The sequence below is a fragment of the Vibrio sp. G-C-1 genome, from assembly GCF_021728015.1.
Classification (GTDB): domain Bacteria; phylum Pseudomonadota; class Gammaproteobacteria; order Enterobacterales; family Vibrionaceae; genus Vibrio; species Vibrio splendidus.
This window is the reverse complement of sequence record NZ_JAKKCR010000013.1, coordinates 80,258-104,813: the sequence shown is the minus strand read 5'-3', so window position 1 is coordinate 104,813 and position 24,556 is coordinate 80,258. Positions and strand designations below refer to the sequence as shown.

25 protein-coding genes and 1 other RNA gene are annotated in these 24,556 nt (G+C 43.9%); 13 read left to right on the top strand and 13 right to left on the bottom strand.

From position 1 onward, the window contains the following. Window positions 1–33: 33 nt before the first annotated feature. From dnaJ to grpE, 5 genes are all read right to left on the bottom strand, one after another. Window positions 34–1,182 carry a molecular chaperone DnaJ gene (gene dnaJ, locus L3V36_RS18350; protein WP_017079898.1) on the bottom strand — a complete coding sequence of 383 codons (1,149 nt, stop codon included), beginning with the start codon at window positions 1,180–1,182 and terminating at the stop codon, window positions 34–36. A gap of 305 nt (window positions 1,183–1,487) precedes the next feature. Continuing rightward, window positions 1,488–3,401: a molecular chaperone DnaK gene (dnaK, locus tag L3V36_RS18345; RefSeq protein WP_004735165.1), complete on the bottom strand. Its 1,914-nt coding sequence runs from the start codon at window positions 3,399–3,401 to the stop codon at window positions 1,488–1,490. Window positions 3,402–3,791: 390 nt separating this feature from the next. Beyond that, window positions 3,792–4,829, bottom strand: coding sequence for a polysaccharide lyase family 7 protein (locus L3V36_RS18340; protein ID WP_017091481.1), 1,038 nt, complete (start codon window positions 4,827–4,829; stop codon window positions 3,792–3,794). 255 nt (window positions 4,830–5,084) lie between these two features. Further along, a complete protein-coding gene (locus tag L3V36_RS18335; protein ID WP_004735163.1) occupies window positions 5,085–6,359 on the bottom strand; it encodes a dicarboxylate/amino acid:cation symporter in 1,275 nt (424 codons plus the stop codon). Window positions 6,360–6,751: 392 nt separating this feature from the next. Next, a complete protein-coding gene (gene grpE / locus L3V36_RS18330) occupies window positions 6,752–7,333 on the bottom strand; it encodes a nucleotide exchange factor GrpE (protein ID WP_017059864.1) in 582 nt (193 codons plus the stop codon). A gap of 143 nt (window positions 7,334–7,476) precedes the next feature. On the opposite strand from grpE, the gene nadK reads away from it, so the two are divergent. The 3 genes from nadK (at window position 7,477) to bamE (ending at window position 10,847) form a co-directional block, all read left to right on the top strand. Next, window positions 7,477–8,361 (top strand): NAD(+) kinase, encoded by an 885-nt coding sequence (gene nadK / locus L3V36_RS18325; protein ID WP_004735161.1) that lies wholly within the window; start codon window positions 7,477–7,479, stop codon window positions 8,359–8,361. Window positions 8,362–8,655: 294 nt separating this feature from the next. Further along, entirely contained in the window at window positions 8,656–10,320 is a 1,665-nt protein-coding gene (gene recN / locus L3V36_RS18320) for a DNA repair protein RecN (protein ID WP_065682545.1), read from the top strand. A 167-nt stretch (window positions 10,321–10,487) separates the two neighbouring features. Further along, entirely contained in the window at window positions 10,488–10,847 is a 360-nt protein-coding gene (gene bamE / locus L3V36_RS18315; protein ID WP_004735159.1) for an outer membrane protein assembly factor BamE, read from the top strand. A gap of 216 nt (window positions 10,848–11,063) precedes the next feature. On the opposite strand, the gene L3V36_RS18310 is transcribed toward bamE, so the two are convergent. Together L3V36_RS18310 and L3V36_RS18305 are read right to left on the bottom strand one after the other, a co-directional pair. Next, on the bottom strand, window positions 11,064–11,381 hold the full coding sequence (locus L3V36_RS18310; RefSeq protein ID WP_065682677.1) for an RnfH family protein: 318 nt from the start codon (window positions 11,379–11,381) through the stop codon (window positions 11,064–11,066). A 3-nt stretch (window positions 11,382–11,384) separates the two neighbouring features. Further along, the gene (locus tag L3V36_RS18305; RefSeq protein ID WP_004735157.1) at window positions 11,385–11,813 is read right to left on the bottom strand and encodes an SRPBCC family protein; all 429 of its coding nucleotides are present in this window, start codon (window positions 11,811–11,813) and stop codon (window positions 11,385–11,387) included. A 119-nt stretch (window positions 11,814–11,932) separates the two neighbouring features. Between L3V36_RS18305 and smpB the strand changes: the two genes are divergently transcribed. Further along, complete coding sequence (gene smpB / locus L3V36_RS18300; RefSeq protein ID WP_004735156.1) at window positions 11,933–12,418, top strand: SsrA-binding protein SmpB; 486 nt, start codon at window positions 11,933–11,935, stop codon at window positions 12,416–12,418. Window positions 12,419–12,484: 66 nt separating this feature from the next. Next, window positions 12,485–12,851, top strand: a transfer-messenger RNA (tmRNA) gene (gene ssrA / locus L3V36_RS18295). 87 nt (window positions 12,852–12,938) lie between these two features. Here the strand turns inward: ssrA and L3V36_RS23900 are convergent. Continuing rightward, a complete protein-coding gene (locus L3V36_RS23900) occupies window positions 12,939–13,202 on the bottom strand; it encodes a M48 family metallopeptidase (RefSeq protein WP_229649987.1) in 264 nt (87 codons plus the stop codon). A gap of 40 nt (window positions 13,203–13,242) precedes the next feature. Then, complete coding sequence (locus tag L3V36_RS23895) at window positions 13,243–13,431, bottom strand: YgjP-like metallopeptidase domain-containing protein (RefSeq protein ID WP_244343926.1); 189 nt, start codon at window positions 13,429–13,431, stop codon at window positions 13,243–13,245. 296 nt (window positions 13,432–13,727) lie between these two features. Between L3V36_RS23895 and L3V36_RS18285 the strand changes: the two genes are divergently transcribed. The 5 genes from L3V36_RS18285 (at window position 13,728) to L3V36_RS18265 (ending at window position 15,853) form a co-directional block, all read left to right on the top strand. Then, window positions 13,728–14,201 (top strand): hypothetical protein, encoded by a 474-nt coding sequence (locus L3V36_RS18285; RefSeq protein WP_102501608.1) that lies wholly within the window; start codon window positions 13,728–13,730, stop codon window positions 14,199–14,201. After that, entirely contained in the window at window positions 14,191–14,523 is a 333-nt protein-coding gene (locus L3V36_RS18280; protein WP_054542203.1) for a hypothetical protein, read from the top strand. Before L3V36_RS18285 ends, L3V36_RS18280 begins: the two co-directional genes overlap by 11 nt. Beyond that, on the top strand, window positions 14,513–15,214 hold the full coding sequence (locus L3V36_RS18275) for a hypothetical protein (RefSeq protein ID WP_065682675.1): 702 nt from the start codon (window positions 14,513–14,515) through the stop codon (window positions 15,212–15,214). The genes L3V36_RS18280 and L3V36_RS18275 overlap by 11 nt, the downstream gene beginning before the upstream one ends. A gap of 356 nt (window positions 15,215–15,570) precedes the next feature. Beyond that, window positions 15,571–15,714, top strand: coding sequence for a hypothetical protein (locus L3V36_RS18270; RefSeq protein WP_165689831.1), 144 nt, complete (start codon window positions 15,571–15,573; stop codon window positions 15,712–15,714). 1 nt (window position 15,715) lies between these two features. Then, window positions 15,716–15,853: a hypothetical protein gene (locus L3V36_RS18265; protein ID WP_165689832.1), complete on the top strand. Its 138-nt coding sequence runs from the start codon at window positions 15,716–15,718 to the stop codon at window positions 15,851–15,853. Window positions 15,854–16,008: 155 nt separating this feature from the next. Here the strand turns inward: L3V36_RS18265 and L3V36_RS18260 are convergent, their stop codons facing one another. The 4 genes from L3V36_RS18260 to L3V36_RS18245 all read right to left on the bottom strand — a co-directional run bounded on the left by L3V36_RS18260 (window position 16,009) and on the right by L3V36_RS18245 (window position 20,673). Beyond that, entirely contained in the window at window positions 16,009–17,889 is a 1,881-nt protein-coding gene (locus tag L3V36_RS18260) for a RimK/LysX family protein (RefSeq protein WP_065682673.1), read from the bottom strand. Window positions 17,890–18,194: 305 nt separating this feature from the next. Next, window positions 18,195–19,004, bottom strand: coding sequence for a M15 family metallopeptidase (locus L3V36_RS18255; protein WP_208775201.1), 810 nt, complete (start codon window positions 19,002–19,004; stop codon window positions 18,195–18,197). A 99-nt stretch (window positions 19,005–19,103) separates the two neighbouring features. Beyond that, window positions 19,104–19,832: a DUF429 domain-containing protein gene (locus L3V36_RS18250; protein ID WP_208775202.1), complete on the bottom strand. Its 729-nt coding sequence runs from the start codon at window positions 19,830–19,832 to the stop codon at window positions 19,104–19,106. 46 nt (window positions 19,833–19,878) lie between these two features. Beyond that, window positions 19,879–20,673, bottom strand: coding sequence for a YeeE/YedE thiosulfate transporter family protein (locus L3V36_RS18245; RefSeq protein ID WP_208775218.1), 795 nt, complete (start codon window positions 20,671–20,673; stop codon window positions 19,879–19,881). A 256-nt stretch (window positions 20,674–20,929) separates the two neighbouring features. Here L3V36_RS18245 and L3V36_RS18240 point away from each other — a divergent pair, with 256 nt between their 5' ends. The 3 genes from L3V36_RS18240 to L3V36_RS18230 all read left to right on the top strand — a co-directional run bounded on the left by L3V36_RS18240 (window position 20,930) and on the right by L3V36_RS18230 (window position 24,351). Then, window positions 20,930–21,868: a hypothetical protein gene (locus tag L3V36_RS18240; protein WP_208775204.1), complete on the top strand. Its 939-nt coding sequence runs from the start codon at window positions 20,930–20,932 to the stop codon at window positions 21,866–21,868. A 197-nt stretch (window positions 21,869–22,065) separates the two neighbouring features. Next, on the top strand, window positions 22,066–22,833 hold the full coding sequence (locus L3V36_RS18235; protein WP_208775205.1) for a 1-acylglycerol-3-phosphate O-acyltransferase: 768 nt from the start codon (window positions 22,066–22,068) through the stop codon (window positions 22,831–22,833). Between the two features lie 177 nt (window positions 22,834–23,010). Further along, window positions 23,011–24,351 (top strand): MBL fold metallo-hydrolase, encoded by a 1,341-nt coding sequence (locus tag L3V36_RS18230; protein ID WP_208775207.1) that lies wholly within the window; start codon window positions 23,011–23,013, stop codon window positions 24,349–24,351. The last annotated feature ends 205 nt before the right edge of the window (window positions 24,352–24,556 follow it).

Below are 24,556 nucleotides of genomic sequence, written 5' to 3'. Positions count from 1 at the left end.
TGGCAGGCTTTAAAAGTTTCAAATCACTATCAATTACTTAGTTAGGTCATCGAAGAAGTTTTTCACGCCGCTGAAGAAACCTTCAGACTTTGGCTTGTGCTTGCTTGCCGCTTCACCACAACATGTTTCTTCGAATTCACGCAGTAGTTCTTTTTGACGAGAGCTTAGCTTAACCGGTGTTTCAACCACTAGTTTAACGATTAGGTCACCCACACCGCCGCCACGAACGCCTTTCACGCCTTTGCCACGCATACGGAACATACGGCCCGTTTGTGTTTCTTCTGGCACTTTAAGGTTTACACGACCATCTAGTGTTGGAACTTCAACTTCACCGCCTAAAGCAGCCATAGAGAAGCTTACTGGCACTTCACAGTAAAGGTTGTTGCCGTCACGCTCAAAGATGTTGTGCTCTTTTACGTGTACTTGTACGTACAAGTCGCCAGCTGGAGCGCCATGCTCCCCTGCTTCGCCTTCGCCAGATAGACGAATGCGATCACCAGTATCAACACCTGCTGGGATCTTAACGTTAAGCGTTTTCGTTTTCTGTTTACGACCTTGGCCATGACATGAGTTACATGGGTCTTTGATGATCTTGCCTTTACCGTTACAAGTAGGACAAGTCTGTTGAACCGCAAAGAAACCTTGGCGCATTTGTACCTGGCCGTGGCCATGACAAGTACCACACGTTTGTGCAGAAGAACCCGCTTTCGCGCCGCTACCGTCACAAATATCACACTCTACAAGAGTTGGTACTTCGATTTCTTTAGATACACCACGAACGGCTTCTTCTAGAGAAAGCTCCATGTTGTAACGCAAATCAGAACCACGTTGTGCGCGCGCTTGACCACCACCGCGACGACCGCCGCCAAAGATATCGCCAAACACATCACCGAAGATATCGCCGAAGTCACCTTGGCCACCGCCGCCGTAACCGCCGCCGCCACCCATGCCACCTTGTTCAAAAGCTGCGTGGCCGTATTGGTCGTAAGCTGCTTTCTTTTGAGAATCGGTTAAGATCTCGTACGCTACTTTTACTTCTTTAAATTTGTCTGCTGCGCTGTCATCACCCTGATTACGGTCCGGGTGGAATTTCATCGCTAAGCGTTTGTACGCTTTTTTAATATCGCGCTCTGATGCATCGCGGCTTACGCCTAATACTTCGTAAAAATCACGTTTTGACATGTTCTAGGTCACCAAATAATTGCTACTACCGAATGATCACTTCAGTAGTCTATGTATCAATCTAGATAAAAGTTCTGTCGGCTGAAACGCCGAATAAAGCTATTATCTAGATCGACAAGTCTAAATACAAATTTACGGGCGTGAGAGTTACCTCTGACGCCCGTATCTTTAGAAATCGAAAAACGACTTTTTCTAAGCTAAAACACGTTAGTTCAAGGAGAAGGCACGGACTTTCTTAGCCAATAAAGAGGCAAGTGTAAGTGAGTACCTTCGACGCAGAAATCACGTGTTATAGCGACGAAAAATTATTTTTTGTCTTCTTTAACTTCTTCAAACTCTGCATCAACAACGTCGTCATCTTGCTTAGGTTGTTCACCAGCGTCAGCACCAGCTTGTTCAGCTTGAGCTTTCTGTTGAGCAATTTCCATTAGCTTTTGAGCTGCTTGCATAAGTTCTTGAACTTTAGCGTCGATAGCTTCTTTGTCGTCACCAGACTTAACTGATTCTAGAGCTTCGATAGCTGCTTCGATTTTAGCTTTCTCGTCTGCAGGTAGAGCTTCACCAGCTTCTTCTACTTGCTTCTTAGTGCCGTGAATCATTTGGTCAGCTTGGTTACGTGCAGTTACTAGCTCTTCGAACTTCTTGTCAGCTTCTTTGTTAGCTTCTGCTTCTTGAACCATTGCTTCGATCTCTTCCTCAGACAAACCGCCTGATGCTTGGATAGTGATCTTCTGCTCTTTACCTGTCGCTTTATCTTTAGCAGATACGTTCAGGATACCATCAGCATCTAGGTCGAATGTTACTTCAACTTGTGGCATGCCACGTGGTGCTGGTTGGATACCTTCTAGGTTGAACTGACCAAGAGACTTGTTGTAAGTCGCTTGCTTACGCTCACCTTGAAGAACGTGGATAGTTACTGCGCTTTGGTTGTCTTCAGCTGTAGAGAACACTTGATCCGCTTTAGTAGGGATAGTTGTGTTTTTCTCGATAAGCTTAGTCATTACGCCACCCATCGTTTCGATACCGAAAGATAGAGGAGTAACGTCTAGAAGAAGAACGTCTTTAACTTCACCAGCTAGTACACCACCTTGAACAGCAGCACCCATTGCAACAGCTTCGTCAGGGTTCACGTCTTTACGTGGCTCTTTACCGAAGAACTCAGTTACTTTAGCTTGAACCATAGGCATACGAGTCTGACCACCAACTAGGATAACGTCAGTGATTTCGCCTACAGATAGATCAGCATCTGCTAGAGCAACTTTTAATGGCTCAAGAGAACGTTGAACTAGGTCTTCAACTAGAGACTCAAGCTTCGCACGAGTCACTTTGATGTTCATGTGCTTAGGACCAGTCGCATCAGCAGTAACGTAAGGTAGGTTTACGTCAGTTTGAGTAGTAGAAGAAAGCTCGATTTTCGCTTTTTCTGCTGCTTCTTTAACACGCTGCATTGCTAGTGGATCAGATTTAAGGTTGATACCTTGCTCTTTCTTGAACTCATCTACTAGGTAGTTGATCATGCGGTTATCGAAATCTTCACCACCAAGGTGAGTGTCACCGTTAGTTGAAAGAACTTCGAAAGTTTTCTCGCCTTCTACTTCATCGATTTCGATGATAGAGATATCGAATGTACCACCACCAAGGTCGTATACAGCGATAGTGCGATCACCACCTTGCTTGTCTAGGCCGTAAGCCAGAGCAGCAGCAGTAGGTTCGTTGATGATACGTTTAACATCTAGACCAGCGATACGGCCAGCATCTTTCGTTGCTTGACGTTGAGCATCGTTGAAGTAAGCAGGAACAGTTACAACTGCGCCAGTTACTTCTTCGCCTAGGAAGTCTTCAGCTGTTTTCTTCATTTTCTTAAGAACTTCAGCAGATACTTGAGGAGCAGCCATTTTTTGGCCTTGCGCTTCAACCCATGCATCACCGTTATCAGCTTTAACAATGTTAAAAGGCATGATTTCGATATCGCGTTGAACTTCTTCATCTTCAAAACGACGACCGATTAGACGCTTAATCGCGTATAGCGTGTTTTGAGGGTTAGTAACTGCTTGACGTTTCGCAGGTTGACCAACTAGCGTCTCGCCTTCAGTGTATGCGATTACCGATGCTGTTGTGCGTTCGCCTTCAGCATTTTCTAATACGCGTGGTTTGTCACCGTCAAGAACAGCAACACAAGAGTTAGTAGTACCTAAATCAATACCAATGATTCGACCCATCAGGCTTTCTCCGAATAAATTCTATTTAGTTTTTTGCTATACCCACTATGTGGGGGGTAGTAATCAGGGATTCAACCCTAATACACAAAATTTAAATGCAAATGTATTTTGCTTTCGTATGCACCATAGATAAGGGCTGCAAACTAATTTTCAAGGGAAATAGGTAAAAAAAATCTGTTTTTCCCCCTATCTTTCTACTTAAAGGTAAAAAGTGGCTTACCCCTTACTGCTTAAGGCTCGAAAGTTGACATATTCACGCGTTCATCTTCATAAATAAAATGTCTCCCTATTCTATCTCGCATAAAAAAAGACCTTCATATGGAAGGTCTTTTTTCAACTAACAGCGAGTCGAACCGTTATTGATTCGGCACTATTTTTGATTCAGCAATATTATTGATTAAGAACTAACTGGTAGAAGCTTGCTTGGGTGTAGTCACCCGCTTCCATACCACGCCACTCACAGGCAGAACTCGACTTCTTAGTATTACACTGGTTATACGCACCCGCTTTGAAGTACATCCAGTCTTGACCGTAACCAAGATCGATATCGTGTCCCTGATATTTACCCTTTGCCAAGTCAACATCATAGGTCTTCACAACAGGTTCGGCTGAGTTTGGATTTTTAGTAAAGGTTAAGTGCATGATGTTATCTTTGATATTCACATCATATGAGAACACTTCACCTAGCTTGATACCATCAGTAGGATCCGAGCTGCCTTTTTTCAGATTGTATTGGCCAAATACATCATGGCGAATGTCTTTACGAAGCTTCTTACCATTTTCATCCTTCGCATTTTTCATCTCTGTCGGCGGATTTAATTCATAGTTCCACGTTAACGAACCATGCTCATGCTCTGGCAATTTGCGGTAAACAATTTTCAGAGGTTCATTATCCGACCCATGGATTTGACCAATAACCACAGAGAATGCACCGGTTTTCTTATAGTTACCGCTGGTGCTCACCTGATCAACAGAAAGTGTTGCCGTCATCTGCCCACCGATAGAGCCAAACTCTTCCGCGTTCTTATGGCTTGAAATCGCGAAGTTGTTGCTCGGCGCAGAGTAGCTATCCGCTAGCATCGCTCTTAGCTCACTACGCGTGTTTTTACTGTTTGGCGTCGTTGGAGCTGTATTCGGAGCCACAAACACCATCGCACCAGACTCGGCATCCGTGTAGAACCATTTAGGGTGAACGTAAGGCGTGTCTACATTCGACAGTTCCTTTTTACCAATCTCCAACGTTTTACCTTTTCTAGACCCTTCAGTCGTCAGCTCCGGTAAGTTAATTTTCCATTTAGATAAATCGAAGTTTTGTGCTGGTGCTTTTGCAGGGTCAAGATTGAACTGTTGACCAATATCGTGATTAGAAGCAAGAGCGGGAGCGGCTAAAAGGCTGGCAGTCAGTAGACTAAGGTAAGACAGCTTCATTATTGGGTTTCCTTTATGTCGTCATAATGTAGGTTGCCAGAACAATAAAATAATATTGTATTATTATATGTGATCTATATTAAAGATTGAAAACTGATGGCCAATTCGGCACGAGTAAAAAGAAAAAATGAGACTTAACACCAATCAAAGATATTTTTAGCCAAGTTATCAGATAGCCCAAAGCACTTATCATCAGAAACAAAAAGCCCCGCTCTCATTGAGCGGGGCTTCTAATTATCAAATCTTAATTAAGAATTATGCTTCTGCTTTCTTTAGCTCAGCTTCTTCGTTAGCTTCAACGCCGATTTCGTTTTCAGATTTCGCTACGATAGTGTTAACCGCAGTATCACCAACAACGTTAGAAGAAGTACAGAACATGTCACAGATACGGTCAACAGCAGCAACAATCGCTAGACCTTCTGGTGGCAAACCTAGTTGGTGCAATAGAACACCGACCATAACCACACCACCACCAGGAACACCACCAGCACCGATAGACAGTAGCAAGATAGTTAGACCTAGAGTAAAGATATCAGCAGTGTTGATTGGCTGACCGAATGCGTTTGCTACGAACATAGTTGCTAGTGCGATGTAGATAGATACACCAGACATGTTCATTGTTGCACCTAGTGGTACACCGAAACCTGCCACTGACTTAGATACGTTCAGTTTGTCCGTCAGAGTACGCATTGTTACTGGAATCGTCGCGTTCGAACTTGCAGTCGATAGTGAGAAAAGGATTTGCTCACGAGTTGCACGTAGGAACTGCTTTGGAGAAATACCAGTGAATGAACCAACCATCATTGGGTAGAAGAAGAAGATCCAGAACACAAGCATTGCCACAACAAGCGCGACATAGCCAGCAACTGACATTAGCGTGTTTGCATCAAGTGTTGCACCTAATTGAATCATCAGAGCAAATACACCGTATGGCGCAAGGCTCATTACTAGGCCGATAAGCTTCATCATGATTTCGTTAGCCATCTTGAATGTCTTGATAGCTGGGCCACCACGAGAATCAAGAGCTTGGATAGCAAGACCAGTCAGAATAGCCATGAAGATGATTTGCAGCATGTCGCCACTTGCAAATGCTTCTACAGGGTTGCTAGGAACGATATTAACAACAAGAGAGAAGATATCTGGCGTTTCAGTTGTTGTAAGCGCAATTGTCTCAGAAACTGTACCCGCTAGATTCGCACCAGCACCCGGTTGGAAAATAAGACCAATCGTTAGAGCAGCTGAAATCGCGATGATGGTGTTAATAATGTAAAGACCAAAGGTTTTACCACCAAGACGACCGAATGAACGAATATCTTTTAGCTCAACGATACCGCAAACAATAGATACGTATACAAGAGGTACTACAAGCAACTTGATAAGTGATACGAACATACCACCAGCACCTTCAGCAGCGCCGAGTAGGTACGTATCAAAAATAGCAATGCCGCTGAATAGGTACTGAATAGCAGTACCAATAATAAGGCCGGCAAACAAGCCTACAAAAATCTTACTTGAGAGCGATTTATCCATCGTTCTTCTCCAGTTTGTTGTGTTTAAAAATTGTACTTTTATAGTTATATATGCGACCCAAATCGCTATATTGCAGTGGATTTTACATACAAAGGTAACAATTAAAAGCATTTATTTACAAAAACATTACAAGTGTGACATCAAAACATTTCTTCATTAACAACCAGTTTCATAATATAAAACTCTAAATCACTGTTCTGGATAAAATAAAAAGAACGACATTCTTAATGCGATTTTGGTGACTATTCACGTGGACTCTCAAGTTACAGGCATAAAAAAAGAGAGGCATATGCCTCTCTTTTCATTTCACGTTAACCAGTGAATTGTTTTGTCGCCGCTATTGTCTTACTTCACAACTGTAATAATCGACTGCTTAGCAAGCGGCTACTCAATTACTTAGCAACCATTACCATTGCAGGGCGAATAACACGGCCGTTAAGCTCGTAGCCTTTCTGCATAACAAACATCACAGTGTTTGACTCGTGGTCTGGGCTTTCTTGAATCGACATTGCTTGGTGGAATTCAGGGTTGAATGCTTCACCTTCAGGGTTGATCTCTGTAAGACCAAATTTAGCCACTGTATCTACGAACGTTTTGTGAGTTAGCTCAACACCTTCAAGAATCGGCTTAACCGCTTCGTTCTCAGCATCTGCAGCTTGTACTGCACGCTCTAGGTTATCGATAACAGGTAGTAGGCCTTCAGCGAATTTGTTTAGCGCGTATTTACGTGCTTTATCCACTTCTTGCTCAGTACGACGACGCATATTCTCAACTTCAGCCTTTGCGCGAAGAACAGAATCTTGCTGCTCTTTCACTTTAGACTCACTAGAAAGCAGTGCGGCTTCTAGTTGAGCAATTTTTGATTCCTGCTCATCAGCCGCGTCTTCATTCAGTTCAGCTTCTTCAACTTTCTCAGCTTCAGCAATGATCTGATCTAGCTCTTCTTCGGTTACTTTGTTTTCTTCGTTGCTCATGATATCTCCAGAATTCGTTTTCAATGCCAGTGACAGGCGTGTTTGCGCCTCAAATTGATATAAAACACTCGCATAGACGTTCAACTTGCCTTTATTATGGGGATGAAGAATTTTGATTCAAGCCTAATTCGTTTGGAAACGTTATGAAAAAGCCATTTGAAGTCATCGCAATTATTGGTAAACCTCGAGATCAGCAAGCAATTCAGACTCATAGAGAGCTCTATCAGTGGTTAAGTACTGAGGGTTATCAAGTGTTTGTTGATGATAGGCTCTCCAGCATTTTGGACGATATCCCACAAGAACATTTTTCTAGCCTGATTGAATTGGGTAAACGTGCCGATCTCGCAATTGTTGTGGGTGGTGATGGAAATATGCTCGGTGCCGCTAGAATCTTGTCACGTTTCGACATTTCAGTGATAGGTGTTAACCGAGGTAATCTTGGTTTCCTAACCGATCTCAACCCTGAAAACTTCCAGAGCGCGCTGACTGATGTGCTTAAGGGAGAGTTCATGGAAGAAGAGCGCTTCTTACTTGAAACTGAAATTCATCGTCACGGCCAGATAAAAAGCCACAATGCAGCCCTTAATGAGGCTGTACTACACCCCGGCCAAGTCGCGCACATGATCGAGTTCGAAGTGTATATCGATGACAGCTTCGCCTTCTCACAGCGCTCTGATGGCTTGATCGTCTCAACACCGACAGGTTCTACCGCTTATTCGCTTTCTGGCGGCGGCCCTATCCTGTCATCAAGCCTAAATGCTATCTCACTAGTGCCAATGTTCCCGCACACCCTTTCAAGCCGCCCACTGGTGGTGGATGGCAAGCGTCGAATCAAGCTTATCGTATCGCCTGATAACCGCGGTACACAGGAAGTCAGCTGCGATGGCCAAATCTCGCTACCGGTTTCTCCTGGCGACGAGATCCATATTTACCAAAGCCCGAATGTGCTAAAGCTGATCCACCCTAAAGACTACAACTACTACCATGTTCTACGTAACAAACTAGGCTGGTCGAGTAAGCTGTTCTAAAAGAATAAACGCTCCAGTGGTAACCGAAAACTTGAAAGGCTGACGACATTCGTCAGCCTTTTTTATTGCCGATTAAAAGCCCACCGCCTCTACCTTTACGCCAATCCACCACATCGTCATTCCCAAGAGGGAGGAACGACTGAGTTGGGAATCTATAGCGGTTTCAGTGATCTACAGACAACCTCAATTCTGAGATCGGTCACAAAAAATTTTCACCTGTCGACTTTACTGTATAAAGAAACAGTATATACTGAGCTTATATACAGTATTGTTCAGTTATACAGGTAAATAAAAATGCTGGCTCATCTAAGTGTTAATAATTTCGCTATTGTTAAGTCTTTACAGCTAGAACTCTCTAAAGGCATGACAACAATCACCGGAGAAACTGGTGCGGGTAAATCTATCGCTATCGATGCTTTAGGCTTATGTCTTGGGGGAAGATCCGATGCAGGAATGGTTCGACAAGGTGAAGAAAAAACCGAAGTCAGTGCCGCTTTTTTACTTGAGAACAATCTGCACGCTACTCGCTGGTTAGAAGACAACGAATTGCTTGATGGCAGTGAGTGCATCCTGCGCAGAACCATCTCAAAAGAAGGTCGTTCTCGTGCATTCATCAACGGTAGTCCTGTCCCTCTTTCGCAATTGAAATCACTTGGACAACTGCTGATCAACATCCATGGTCAACACGCGCATCACCAGTTGATGAAAAGCGATTACCAAATGGCGATGCTTGATCAATACGCAGGCCACTTGAACCTGTTGAAATCGACACGTAACGCTTACCAAGCCTGGCGACAAGCCGATAACCACTTAAAAGAGTTACGTGAAAATAGCCAGCAAAACCAAGCTCAAAAACAACTTCTTGAATACCAAATCAAAGAGTTAAATGAGCTGTCTATTGGGGAGGAAGAATATGAAGACCTCGAACAAGAGCATAAGCGCCTCTCCAATAGCGGAGAATTGGCCACAACCTGTCAGCAAGCTATCGAGCTTATTTATGAAGGCGAAGAAGTTAATGCGCTTGGTATTCTGCAATCGGCCAATAACTCCCTGATTCAGTTAGCTGAGCTTGATGAAAGATTGGCTGAATTGCCGAGCTTACTGTCTGAAGCCATTATTCAGATTGAAGAGACCAATAACGAATTAAGAACCTACCTAGACAGCATTGATGTCGATCCGGGTCGTATGGCTTACGTTGAAGAGCGTTTCTCTAAAGTGATGTCGATGTCTCGTAAGCACCACGTGTTACCAGAAGAGCTTTATAAGCACCATCAAGACTTATTACAACAAGTTGAAGCGCTTGATTGCTCGGATGAAAAACTCGAAGACTTAGCAAACGAGGTAGAAAACCAATACCAATCGTTCGTTGCCAAGTCAGAGAAGCTTCATAAATCTCGAACTCGTTATGCAAAAGAGCTCAACAAACTGATCACGCAAAGCATGCACGAACTGAGCATGGAAAAAGCGCAGTTTGCCATTGAAGTGAACAACACCAACACGCACCCTTCTCCATTGGGTATGGATAACGTGACCTTCATTGTTTCGACCAACCCAGGCCAACCAATGCAGCCAATTGCTAAAGTGGCCTCTGGTGGTGAGTTATCACGAATCTCACTGGCGATTCAGGTGATCACAGCGCAAAAAGTGGATACACCAAGCCTGATTTTCGATGAAGTCGATGTGGGTATCAGTGGACCAACGGCTGCGGTTGTCGGAAAAATGCTACGTAAGCTGGGCGAATCTACGCAGGTAATGTGTGTGACTCACTTACCTCAAGTTGCCGGTTGCGGTCACCAACAGCTGTTTGTTGCGAAGAACACAAAATCAGGTAAAACCGAGACTCAAATGCACACGCTTGATGAACAACAACGCGTTTCAGAGCTTGCTCGACTGCTTGGTGGCAGCCAAATTACCGAATCGACACTGGCCAATGCAAAAGAGTTATTAATCGCAGCTTAGGTTACATATTCGGCAACTTTCTGATAATTTACCGAAAATTCTTGGCAATTTTGCAACTTAATTCAAAATTGCCAGTCATAACAAGCTCAAAGCGCAAGGAGCTTTTTACTTCTTGCTGGAGCTTGTTTATTATCAGGCAGTATTTTAGCGAAGAAAGATCTCAAACTATGCGAATTAAAAAGTGGTTAGTTGCAGTTCCACTTGCACTAACAATGTTGACCGGTTGCTCTCTACTAGAGAAGTTGGTTTATCGAATTGACATCAATCAGGGTAACTATGTTGAACAAGAAGCTGTCGATCAGCTCAAGTTTGGCATGACAAAAACACAAGTTCGTTACGTTATGGGCTCACCAATGCTTATCGAAAACGGCTACCCAGATACGTGGTATTACATTTATCACCACCAAAAAGGCCATGAAGACCCTATTCAGAAAAACCTAGTCGTTAACTTTGATGCCACAGGCACTCTAGTAACGATCAACGGTGATTTTGAAGCCAGTGATGAGTTCTTCGAAAGCCTTCGCTAGCTTTCAACCAACAAAGCTTTCCAGTCAACAAAGCTCTTAGCCGATAAAGCTATCAGTCGACAAAGCTATCGGTCGACAAAGCAAGAATCGCAAAAGCCTGCTAACACGAGCAGGCTTTTTAATATCTGCTAACAAATTAGCTGCGTTGTCTAACTAACAGGCACAAAAAAGCTCGCCAATATAGCGAGCTCTCTTCTTAGTCGAATTTGTTTAGCATTACGATTTAGCCGCTGCTGCTTTCGCTTTCGCTTGCTCAGCACGCTTACGACGAATCTCTTTTGGATCGGCTAACAGTGCACGGTAGATTTCGATACGATCTTTATCACGAACCGTCGCATCTAGCTTAACGTTACGGCTGAATACGCCAACCTTGTTTTTCGCTAAGTCGATTTCTGGATACAGTTCCAAAACACCAGACTGCGCAATAATCTCTTCCACAGTCGCGTTTTTGTTCACCACCAAGGTAAACACACGCTGCTCGTGCGGAAGCGCAAACACAACCTCTACGTGGATCATATCCGATTCAATAGTCATGGCTTAATAAACCTGTTTCGCGCGTTGAGTAAAAGCACTGACCATATTGCTCGTCAGCTCATTGAAAACCTTACCAAATGCCATTTCAATCATTCGGCTAGAGAATTCAAACTCCAACTTAAGCTCAACCTTACACGCTTGCTCATCGAGCGGAGTAAAATACCAACCACCCTGCAGTTTTTTGAATGGGCCATCCACCAGCTCCATCAAGATCTCAGCACCATCTGCTAAGCGGTTCGATGTGGTAAATGTTTTGCTGATACCAGCTTTAGAGACATCAACCGAAGCCACCATAGTTGAATCTGAAGATTCGATCACACGTGAACCAGAACACCCTGGCAAAAACTCGTGATAACGAGCAACATCATTGACCAAGCTGAACATCTGGTCGGCACTAAACGACACTAATGCTGAACGAGTAACCTTTGGCATATAGACTCCTGTTAAAGACAGCGTTACATTAACACAAACTGCAATTTTAATTGTATTGGGCCAGAGCGCAAATAAAAAGGATTCCCCAACTAGGGTGCAATCCGTATAATGAGGCCATTATGGCAAAGAATAAATCAAAATCAAAAGCCGGTAGTAATACCATTGCGCTTAATAAGAAAGCTCGCCACGAATATTTCATCGATGATGAGATAGAAGCGGGGCTTGAGCTACAAGGCTGGGAAGTAAAATCCCTACGTGAAGGCAAAACCAATATCGCAGAAAGCTACGTCTACATCCGAGACGGCGAAGCATTCATCAGTGGTATGACGATCACTCCGCTCACTCAGGCGAGTACTCATATCGTGGCGAACCCAACACGTATCCGTAAACTACTTATGTCGAGAAAAGAGCTCGATAACCTTATCGGTCGTATTAACCGTGAAGGCATGACACTTGTCGCAACCGCGCTTTACTGGTCTCGCTCTTGGGCGAAGATTAAAGTTGGCGTAGCGAAAGGTAAAAAGCTGCACGATAAACGTACTGATATGAAAGAAAAAGATTGGGCGAGAGATAAAGCACGAATTATGAAGAGTAATTTGCGTTAATTTTAAGCACTTAAACGCACAGTGCTAGACAGGCAATGCTTTTCTGGTACTATGCAAATAACACTTGGGGCTGATTTAGGATTCGACAGGAATTTTGAAGTCTGAGGTGCATGCCGTGGGGCGGTTGGCCACGTTAAAAGCCGCAAAAAAATAGTCGCAAACGACGAAAACTACGCACTAGCAGCTTAATAACCTGCTCAGAGCTCTCTTACCCTAGCTTCCGCTCGTAAGACGGGGACCAATAAGAGATCAAACCCAAACTAGCTAGCGCGGATTCTCCCACCTGAGAGGAAAAGCGCGAATAACAATTCAGGTTAGCCTTTAACTAGCGTGTCGGTTCGCAGGTTGCTGGTGAAATTAAAGATCGACTAAGCATGTAGTACCAATGATGAATGATTTTTGGACGCGGGTTCAACTCCCGCCAGCTCCACCAAACGTTTGGAAAGGGCCAACTCGAAAGAGTTGGCCCTTTTTTTATGTCTCATTTGAGGATGTCTTTTTACATTAGTGAACGTACGCACTATATGATTAGATTTTGTGCATTTCCTCTAAGCCACTCTTTATGCTCTTTATAGTCGGGCATGACTCGTTCAACTTCTTTCCAGAACTGTGGCGAATGGTCATGGTGGATTAGATGACAAAGCTCATGCACCACTACGTAATCAACAACCCTGTTGGGAGCCATGACAATCACCCAGTTAAATTCTAAATCACCGTAAGGGGTACAACTGCCCCATCTACTCTTAAACTCTTTAGTACGAACAACTCCCGTTTCAACGCCCACCAACGATTCGTAACGCCTTACCTTCTCTCGAATCTTCTTATCAGCATGGCTGCTTATACCAATTCGTTAAAGCTCGGCGAATATAGTGCGTTTGTGTGGATGGGTCGGGAACGGTGACCGTAAAACGTCCATTAAGTAGTTTTGTAGGCTTTAAGTCGCCTTTTAGCACTTTTAAGCGATAATTCCGCCCTAAGTATGGCAATGACTCACCTGACACATACTCTCGCATTGTCGTAGGGCTGGTGGGGCAATGAAAGAGTGCAAACACAACAAATCATCGATGCAATCCATGATTTGCATAACATTTCATATTAATATCTATTTTTTATGCAATTAAACACCCGTGATGTATGTAAAATATCTATTACGTAAACAAATCATGAGCAGAGCACTATCAACAACGATACCCCGAAGCCCAAATTGGCTACGCCCTCTTTAAAACACTATTTACAGCAGGCTGATTGGACATTAAGTCGCTTGCTAGGATTTATTTTAAAAGCGTTAATTTACATTTTCCTCGTCAGTATGAGTATTGCAGTCATCAGTTTTGAATTACTCAATATTTTTGAATATCAAGATGGGTTCTCTGATGTATCAACCATCGAGATTATCTTTTTTATCTCATTTCTTGTGTTGCTAAAACGCTATTGGGTATATACAAAACAAACCTCACTTCGCTGGTGGCATATCATTAGCACCCCGTTTTTATGGCACGGAAAATTCATTACGGCTGCGTTACTTTGTGCCAGTACGATTGTTTTTATTGACCTATTCGAAGGTACCGAGCACTTTAAAAACCTGTTATTGCTAGAGCAAAGTTACGACCAAATCTTTTCTTTCAGCATTGTATTACTGTGCTTGTATATTGCAGTTCCAAGCCAGGATCTGATTCTAAACCCAGGCTCAGACACCCCATTAGAAACCCCATTAGAAACCCCAAATAACGACAACGATACTAAACAAGCACAAACGGACGCTGAGGTAACAAATGCTCAATAAAAAACACGCCATGCTTGCTATTGCACTAGCGATCTTACCAATGGTTTCCAATGCTAAAAAACTCTCTCTGGTCGATAGCTGTGTTGAACTTATCAATATTTATGACTCCAAAAGTTCGAAACGATTGTTAGCGGCACAAACCACATCGCTATCAGAAAGTTTACGTGCAGGATACTGCTTGGGAGTGATTGACCAATATGAAAAGTCCGAATATGGCTGCCGTTCAGATTGGTATGAGCGAGCACAGTTTATTGCACGCGAGTCATTAAAAGATAAGCCGTTGCCAGAGCGAAAACTATTGGAGCTATCGTGTGAAATCTAACGATAGCTACACCTCAACCGATAGCTACATCTCAACGCCTGATGCAATTAAGAAGCTATTCAACATAAAGCTAGCCGAACATAAATCATTCAAAGATTTGGTGTACCCACTAGTAAGAAGCAAAGGTTTCTTTGAGGTAAAAAAAGAGCCTATGGCGCTGGGCTCAACAAAGAACAACTTGCTCATTGCAAGTAATAGCCTAACCAAACTCCATAATGCCGTCTTGCTACAAGGGTTCTTTGCTGATAGTAAACGAGTCAAAGAGATCTTTTCTCATTCAAAAAAACGCATAGAAGCAGCGGACTTTTTAGAAACAGTCGTCATGGGTAGACAATCTATTCTCGCAGTTGGCATTCAAACGACTGCGCTGTCAGAACTGATCGTAAAATTAAAATCAGAACACATCGACCTGAGTAAAGAAAAATTACCAAACCCTTTTCAAGAGTTACCGCAACTTTCTCTCAATGGTGTAACCAGTGTAATGCAGGCTCTATTGGCTCAAAGCGCCCTGCTGACACAAGGTGAATCAATGATCATGCACTTTTTCAATCAGGATATAGAAAAAGCCTACCTTGCAGCATGCTCTCTAGGAAATACAACTCCTGCGCTGGCTCAATACCAAACCCTTATCAAGCAGAAATACCTCGAAGCCGTCGAGTTCGATGACCTATTAAATAATTTATTAAATTAGTTGTTGCGAGTGCAGTGCACTCAATCATTCTTGCTATCAGTTCATCAGGGAGAGCAAGAATGACTTCAACTAAACAGCTTATTGATACATTCCAATCTCAACTCCCTCCATGCTATGCAGAGCGAGCTTTCAGTATTGAAGCCCAACTCCGAGCTGGAGCTTTATACCCAAATTTAGGGGGTAAGAAGATCCGCTCTTGTCCGACCTATATTAGGTTTAAGTTGGGTAGAGGGTTCCGGTTTGTTTGGCGTGTTGCTCCTGATGGGCTTTATCCCAAAGCAATCACAACTAGGCAAGGATTTGAGCGAATCATTAAACAAATCCGCAAGGCTAGTTATTAAACAAGGAAATTGACAATGGCTAAGAAAATCACACCAGCAGACAATGCAGCAAACATCCCTAATGCCAACAAGGGAACAAGCGGCACTAACCGTCAGTATGATCAGAACAAAGGCAACCGCGGTAAACAACTAAACCCTAATCAACAAGGGAAGAAATAATATGCCAAACTCAAGTGATATGTCTCAAGACGAGCTCGATGTATGGTCAGATATCAACAACCCAAACAACGATGCTGATATGGATGATTGGTCTGATGCACATAACCCAAATAATGATGATTATTTAGGTGATGACTAAGTAATAAGCGGCTCTCTAAGGAGCCGCTTTTTTTAACTTGTTCACAAGGCATTGATGGTTAGCCGTTTAGGCTCTCAATAAAAAACCACACATCCCGTTGCTGAAATGTGTGGCTGTTTAAACTGTTCTAGAACGAACTTAAAGAAGTTTAGGTGTTAATCCATATCACCCAACAAGTAATCTTCATCGCTACTCACTACCGCGCCGTGCTTCAAGAAGTTCTTACCTAGGATCATGCTGTATTCAAAGCGAGAGCGATCTTGAAGGTTTACCCTCACCTCTTTCTCTAAGTCTCCGAGCTTAACCTTCATTTCTACTACAGGGCGAATGTTCACCTTCTCGCCTTTCTTGGCTTTAATGCGCATTACATCAATCACTGGCTTGGTGAAATCTTTCTTATCGCCTTGGTTGTTTTGATAGGTAAAACTCACCATGTCTTGGCCATCTTTCTTAAATCGTTTGATGTTGACTGCATTCATTGAGCTCACATCCGCGCCCGTGTCGAGCTTGGCCGGGAACTTCATGCCGTTCACTTCAACCACTTCAATGTGCCCAACTTTAAACAAAGGCTCAGCTTTCAAAAGATAGTCAGAGCGAGTGTTCACATACACACCGTCTTTTGCCATCTTCTTGCCTAAAATAAAGTACGCTTCTTTCTCATTCGTATTGAGTACATCGATGGCAAATTCTTGCGTACGAACGTTTCCAGAGACCGCAAACTCACCACTCACAACCGGACGAGTATCATCACCGACTTTAAGCTTCTTAATAATTGGCTTGGTCACCTTCTGCTTCTCACCGTTTACATCCGTAAGGTAAAATTCAACGGAGGCATCTTTGCCTTTACCTGTCATTTCAAAACTGTCGACCTTCAACAAAGGCGTGTTGACAGTGAATGAGGCAACGGCCTTTAGAGGGAAGTCATCAAGGGTGATGTCCTCTTCTGGAGAAATAACCAAAGGTTCACTCTTTTTAGCAACATCACTAAAGCTCTCTGAACCTTCAGAAAGAATATTTTCTGCATTGGTATCAATCATGAAGAGTTCACTGGCGGTACTGGTACCAAATCTCAACTGCGACTCACTACTCGAGCGCTCACGTAGGTACACCAGAACGTCTTTAGTTGTGTTTTCATCGAGTTGAACCGGCACATACACCAAAGGCCTTTTCTTACCACTCACGCTTAACATGCGAACTAATGGCAGTGTCATCTCTTTCTGCTTGCCATCGTTGTCGAACATATCAAACGTCACTTCACTGTTCTTCTTATCTACATCGATGTCTTTTGCATGAAGGATGCTGTAGCGATTTTTTAATGAGAAGGTCGCGTTCATCGCCATTCCAGAGATAGACACCACCTCTTTTCGGCCAACAACGGTCGCGTTTTCCTGCTCTTGCAAGTAGTCATAGCCCGCAAACACTAAAGCGTTGTCAGCAAGGAAGGTTTTGCCGATCAATACTGGCGCAGAGAAGTGGCTTCTGTCGGTCAGGTTAACATCGGTTTTTAGCTCTTGGTCTGCAATGGTGAGCGACATTTTTACGGTAGGACGAAGTAAAGGTGTGCTGCTGGTGCGGCTTCGTATCATGCTGACACGCTCTAAAGGCGCTTCGATTAATACCATATCTCCCGTACGTGGGTTTTGAACCTTAAAAGACACCACAGCTTCATATTTCGCAAAGGTACTGCCATCCCAATCATCGTAATCAACATCGGAATTATTCAACAAGTCTTCGGTTAACGCCGCCATCAACTCTTTGTCTTTAAGATTCTTGTAATCGGCATTCGTGCTCTTCACATGAATATCTTCAGCATGCATAGAGGTAGTTTCTGCACCAGTGTCGATTTTGCCAATGAAAGGAACGTCTTTTAGCCCTTGAACGCTAGAGAGGTATACATTCTCAGTACGGCCTAATACCGCCTTACCATCGAGTTCGTAAGTCGGGTTTTGAGTGGTAGGTGAAGTATCAGTAGCCAAAGTATATTGTGAAAAAAGTAGGGTGCTTAAAAGAGTTAGAGCCAAAGGTATCTTTTTCATTAGTTGGTCCGTTGTGATCAGTTCACTAATAATACTGGCGATTCGGTAAAGAGTTCCCCCACCAGTAATGGTTCTCACAAAACGTTAACGCTATGAGTTTTTCAATGACAAACCGATGACTTTGCGCTGCATTCGCTTATCGATTATTGACTAATGGATACCCAATAACCTTTTCAATGCTCGGTGTTCTATTGAAGAAATGAATACAAAAAAGGCCAACGACAAGCGCTGACCTTAGCGATTCAAAACACACCTGAAGCGAGTTTAACTTGCTAAAACACAAACGGTTCTAGATAAACATAGCACTAAAAAGTCCCGACTGTTTTCTTTGCACAGATAGCTCGAGCTTTTTCTGCGTCCTCACCTTTATTTTTGAGATAGCACTGTCGATAAGATTCGACGTAGCGCTCAAATAACACCTTGGCTTCAGGTTGGGGTTTAGAAAGCAGTTGGTTAACAAACTTTCTTGAGCCGACCTCAAAGTGCTGAGTATCGATGGGGCTATTCCAATCCCCTCCCCAGATCATAAATCCGTGATGGGCAAACAGATCCACCACATCTTCTGCCATGCCGCTGCGTTCTATTTCATCACGCGCACGAAAGCGAGTACGGTTCACATAACTTGTCGCAGATTGTGAAGGCTTTACCGTTATTTTTCCGTTGCTATCGAACTCTAAGAAAGGATTTTGAACTGGGTTGATGTCTATCGCCACACCATAGGCATGCTTCGACCAACCTCCTCCGCCTGTAATAGGACGAGCATTAAACGCACTGCTGTTGTTCGCGTCCATTGAGGCGTTATCGTCACCTCTGAATTCACGCATTAAGCGAGCAGAATGAAGAGGAAAATTGCGCTGTTTAAGCTCTGAAAAGATTTGTTCAACAGCAGGCGCAATAACATCAAGCACGATCATATTGCCCTGTTGCATTTCCCCTTTGAAATTAATGAAATCGAAATCCACCTTGGATAGTCGCTCACAACCAACGGGCGCACCATTACTCAAGACATTGTTCTTTTTCATCATGTCGCATTGCCATTGAGATATAGGAGCAACTTGGGCATAAGTCGCAGCACTGAGCACAATGGCCAGCCAGCCGACAATAAAACGTTTCATATCAAAGACTCAAAAATAGTAAGAGTGAAAAGTAGCAGAAGTTGGAAAATAGCATAAGTTAGAAAATAGCATATTAAGCCAAGTTGAGCGCACGCTTTGTTAGCGCGTTTTGTTCCAATAAACAATCTCTCGAACTCGTCCGTTCTGGTCGACATCCACTTCTCTACCAACATCAGAAGGCTCAGGTAAGGTCGATAATTGCGGAGCGTAATAGGCAACCAACATAAGTACGAACGCATCGTAAATATCGTCTATCGCGACGTCTTTACGTTTGGTATTTGAAATGTCCAACGACAAGCGGCCACACCATTGAGGGGCGAGTTGCTGAATAATAGAAAGCCGTTCCTCTTTGCCTTCTAGTGTTCGTTTGGAAAACGTCAGCGGTTCGCCTTTCAAAGCTGCAAATACCACCTCAGGATGTGATTCCCTGATAGAAAGATTGGGATGAATTTCAATGAGCTCATCAAGCTCGCGGATCTTGGGCACAATTCCCCAAGTCTGCTTAGAAAACTTCTTATCAAGCTGCTCCACATTGGCATTACATCCCGCAATGTAATCGGTTTGATAAACCGCCTCGCGGCACGGAACAGGAAAAACGGAAGAGCCACGCTTACTGGTGAGAAAGCGCCTTGCTGCTTTATCGCATAATCTATCCGGAGTCTGTGAATCGCTAAAGCCAATAGGCATATCGATTAACGTTGTTGCTCCCGTAAGATCATCAAGCAACTCATCGAGCGTGTTTACTACTTTGAACGTAGGTGGCTCATTGCCAGAGATAATCCAAGCGATCCAACCCGCCTTGCAGCCATCAATTCCGATGTATTTCATTGTGTTCTCAAATTACGTGCCCATGTTATTTACGTACTGTCGCTAACTATCGGCTTTGAATCAACTTAACTCCGGTATATATACCCACAATGATACTCAACACAGAAAAAACACCCGCCAACGACAGCACTGGCATCGCCACTAATAGCTGAGTATCGTTCCCGCCACCGGCCATTACGGCTCCAAAGCCCATAAGCACACCCGCAACTAAGTGCTTGCCCAATCGACGTATAGAGCTCAACCTCAAAGAAAAGGATCCAGTAAATAACGCAGCGCTAACCATTCCAACTAACAGCGAGATCATCAATATAAAGCGCTCACTGCTTGGCCAATCTTCCACTCTTCCATGCCAGAGTGAAGTACCCATAGATTTCAATAAACCACTTGGCGTCCAGTGCAGTTCATACGTGAAAACAAAGCCTGCCATTAACCCAATCCCCAACATTGAGAACCATAACTTGCGATTTACTGCATTCATGAAGTAGTAACTCACCACAATAATGAACGAAATGATCCCAAGGAATGCATATCGGGAAAAATCAGATAATACCAACCGAGATCCTTTTAACTCCGTCGGCAAAACTGGAGCAAACAACAACCAAGCAACAAACCACCCTAATATGGTCGCCAACATAACCACTTCGCCACGAGCTAAACGACTGACCGTCGAAACGCCGCAACCACTATTAATTGCCGCTCCGATACCAAATAAAAAACCGCCGAACAATGAAAACAGACTCGGCCAAAACGCAGAAGATAAAGCTCGCCCTTCCACTGCCGATCCTAATGCCATAAACACCCAAGCCAATGAGCCACTAAATACAATCGCGACAATCAAAATTGGTGATCCGCTTGTCGCCTCTTTAACGCCCCGAACCATGCAAAGGCCGGTAGTTTGGGCGAGGTATCCCACCAGAAAGATGCAGAGCAAAGCGAGAATAAACAGCATACACAGCCTCCGAATTGCGTTGATTTTATTATTGTCGTTGGTTAAATATAGTCAGAAGACCCAATAACAGCGTGCAAGGACAAGCCCGAACAGGGATAATTGTTTTGATAATTAAATCAACCTCAAGCACCCAGCCGATAAAAGACTAATGACCACATACTCACACATAGACATCCCATTCAACCTGCGCCACACCTGTTGGTTTTGTGGTGAACCTTCCAATGATGTTGTTGAATTCCCTAAGACTGCACAAGCTATTGCCAAGGTAGACTATTCACCGATTGCACTGCCAGCTTGCAAGGAGTGCGCGAGTGTTAGGTATGCAAAGGATCTAACCTCAATTTGGGCTGTGCGCGATCAGATAAAACACGCACTCATCGATAAGTACGCAAAGCACCTAGGCATCGGTGAGAACTGGACGGAGCAAGAGCTTATTGATTCTGATTTTTCAGGCTCGACACTTGGCGGGTTTGGGCGCAGTGCTTGGAAGATGTATCAAATAGCCAAACAGCGAATCGACTATAAAGGTTGGCCTTTGTCCGTTGATGACATTGTAATAGAGGTCTACGACGAAACCAGTGGCTTTGAATTCGACGGTACTCGCTATGCTTCAATCAATTCATGTATCGATTATTTCACTAAGGCTGCGGGCGTAGACAAAGAGCTGCTATCGCAACTTGTCGACATCGTTTCAACAGACCGTTTTAGCTACGCGCTTCGAATCGCCAAGCTGAACAAGAATGTCTCTAATACCAAACGCTCAGAGATCGTCGAAGAGGTGTTACAGCAAGAGTCTGAGCAAGAAGAGATACTGCTTGAACAAGCCAACTCACTGTTCAACCCGAATGTCGAAGAAGTGAGTATCTCTGGCTCAATAGCGCCTGTATTTGCCATTCAATGGGCAATGATGAATAACGTTAAAGATTTAGCTCACCTTTGCGCGCTCGAGGATGATTATTTTGACTATTTCGAGCATCTTGGTGGCCCTGCGGCTTTCATGTCTTATAACGGCCTACAACTCTATTTAGAGTCGCGTCAAGATCCTGAATGGATAGAAAAGTCGGATCCAAATAAACAGTATTGGTGAACATGCCTACCTACTGGTGAACACGTGTAAGCTCGATGATCGTGTCAAACACCCATTGTTAGTCCTTGTTTTATATGAAGATCTAAAAATCACACCCTATAACAGTTAATTGTTGCAATTCGGTTAAATAGAGTGAAAACTTCAAGCATCTAAAACTATTTAATCACTGCAATCTTGTCGTGAGTAAGGAGTGAATTGTGCTTGCTGTTCTTCGTATTATTTTGGCTACGGTGTTTATTATTTTCACCACCCTCTGTGCTTTTGTTTACTGCTTGTTTAGCCCCAAGAACCCTAAGCATGTGTACGTTTTCTGCCGTTGGTTCAATCAACTACAAAAGATCGTCGGTGTGAAACTGGTGCAGCGTGGCCTAGACAATGCGCCAACGTCAGAAAAAAGCGTCTACATCTCTAACCACCAAAGCATATTAGACTTTGTGACTGACCCTGGGATGCTAAGGCCTCGTACCGTTTCTTTAGGCAAGCGCGATTTGTTGTATGTGCCTTTCTTTGGTCTGCTGTATTGGATCACAGGTAACATCATGATTAACCGCGAAGATAAATCCAAAGCACGCGATACGATCAAGCAAGTGGCAGAAGCCATTCATCAGCGAGATCTGTCTGTTTGGGTTTACCCTGAAGGAACGCGCAGTAAAGGGCGTGGACTACTGCCATTCAAAACGGGCGCTTTTCGAATGGCGATTGAAGCTGGCGTACCTATCACCCCGATGTGTACCAGCACCACATACAATAAGATTGACCTCAACCGAGTTAATAATGGCATTGTGATCACCGAGATGCTTGAACCTATCGATGTGTCTGGATACAAGATCAGCGACGCTAGAGAACTAGCTAATCGCTGTCACGCAATCATGGCTGAAAAAATAGCAGAGCTTGATGCCGAAGTGGCTCGTATAGAGGCTCAACAAAATCCAGAGCTGGATTCAGACCGTTCTTCTACGCGCTAACAAGGTAGTCACAGAAGGAACAAGAGCTAACTCGCAACGAATACACTGAGTCATCGCTCAATTACTTTAAAAGACACTTAACGATCGCAACTCTCATTGTTCTTGTTTTACATGCCGGCGCTTATCCGCAAAATAAAAACAGGCGTTAATGGCTTTAAAGAGCAATGGGAGTAAACGATGGAAGTGATTCACCATGGCGGAAAACATACTGTCACAGGATCTTGTCACGAACTAAGAGATTCAGGCCAAGCGGTGCTCATCGACTGTGGCCTTTTTCAAGGTTCGGACGCACGTCCTCTTGATATTGAATTTGAAACGTCCCACCTCAACGCTCTGCTGCTGACCCATACCCACATTGATCATATTGGCCGATTACCTTGGTTACTCGCTAGGGGATTTAACCAACCTATTTATTGCACGCAAGCCACCGCCGAACTCGCGCCTTTAATGATTGAGGATGGGTTAAAACTACAAGGGCTCAGCAATAAACAATCGAAGCTGATACTCAAAAAGATTCATTCGTTGATAGCTCCCAAGCCTTACGGGGAATGGTTTCCCATCACGTCCACACAGCAAAACGACGGAAAGGATCATCATAGGCCAAATACTCTGTATGCCCGTTTTCAACCTGCAGGGCATATCTTAGGTTCGGCCTATATAGAGATTAAGTTACCAAGCCAAGAGGTCGTAGTCTTCTCTGGCGACTTAGGCCCAACTAACACACCACTGCTGCCCGATCCTCTGCCACCACAACAAGCCGATTACCTATTTATCGAATCAACTTACGGCACCAGTAAACATGACGATATTGCAACGCGATCGGAGCGCTTAAAGGCGATCATTGATCGTTCGCTGCTTGATGGTGGCATTATTTTAATTCCGGCTTTTAGCATCGGCAGAACACAAGAACTGCTGTTTGATATCGAAAATCTGGTCTTTGAGCATCAACTCAGCGCCGATATTCCTATCATCCTCGATTCGCCTATGGCAGATAAAGTAACGCGATCCTACCGACGCTTTAAAGAGTTGTGGGGACAAGAAGCAAAGCAGCGTCTTGAACTGAAACGTCACCCACTCGCTTTTGAACAATGCATTACTGTTGATGGGCATAGAATGCACAAGAAAATCGTTAACCGCCTCAAGTCGACAGGTGAACCCGCGATTGTGGTTGCAGCTTCTGGGATGTGTCAGGGCGGCAGGATAATGAACTACTTATCAGCCTTGCTTCCCGATAAACGAACCGATGTGGTTTTAGCGGGCTATCAAGCGCACGGAACGCTCGGGCGAGAACTGCAACAAGGCGAAATGCAGGTTTCTATTGATAAAAAAGACGTTGAGGTCAATGCTCAAATTCATGGCATGTCTGGCTACTCGGCTCATGCCGATAAAGAGGATCTCTACCGATTTATAGAAGGTATCGCGACACCACCGAAAGAGGTGCATTTGATTCACGGTGAGCCAAATACTCAGTCTGAGTTCGCTCAAGAACTAGAGGAGCGAGGGTTTGTGGTTGTTTGAAACACGCATCAAACTAGCCACTTTCACTCAGTAAACATGAAGGCCAGAATTCTCGAGCCTTCAAATACGCAGTTTCTTAGGCCTGCGAGATCACTCTATGCAGGTGATATATTCCAATCAAATCCATCTCACCACTCATATATCAGCCGTTCATGCTAAGCGATTTTAACCGCTGTTTTTCTCGAATTTGTCTCTTCTGCATGGC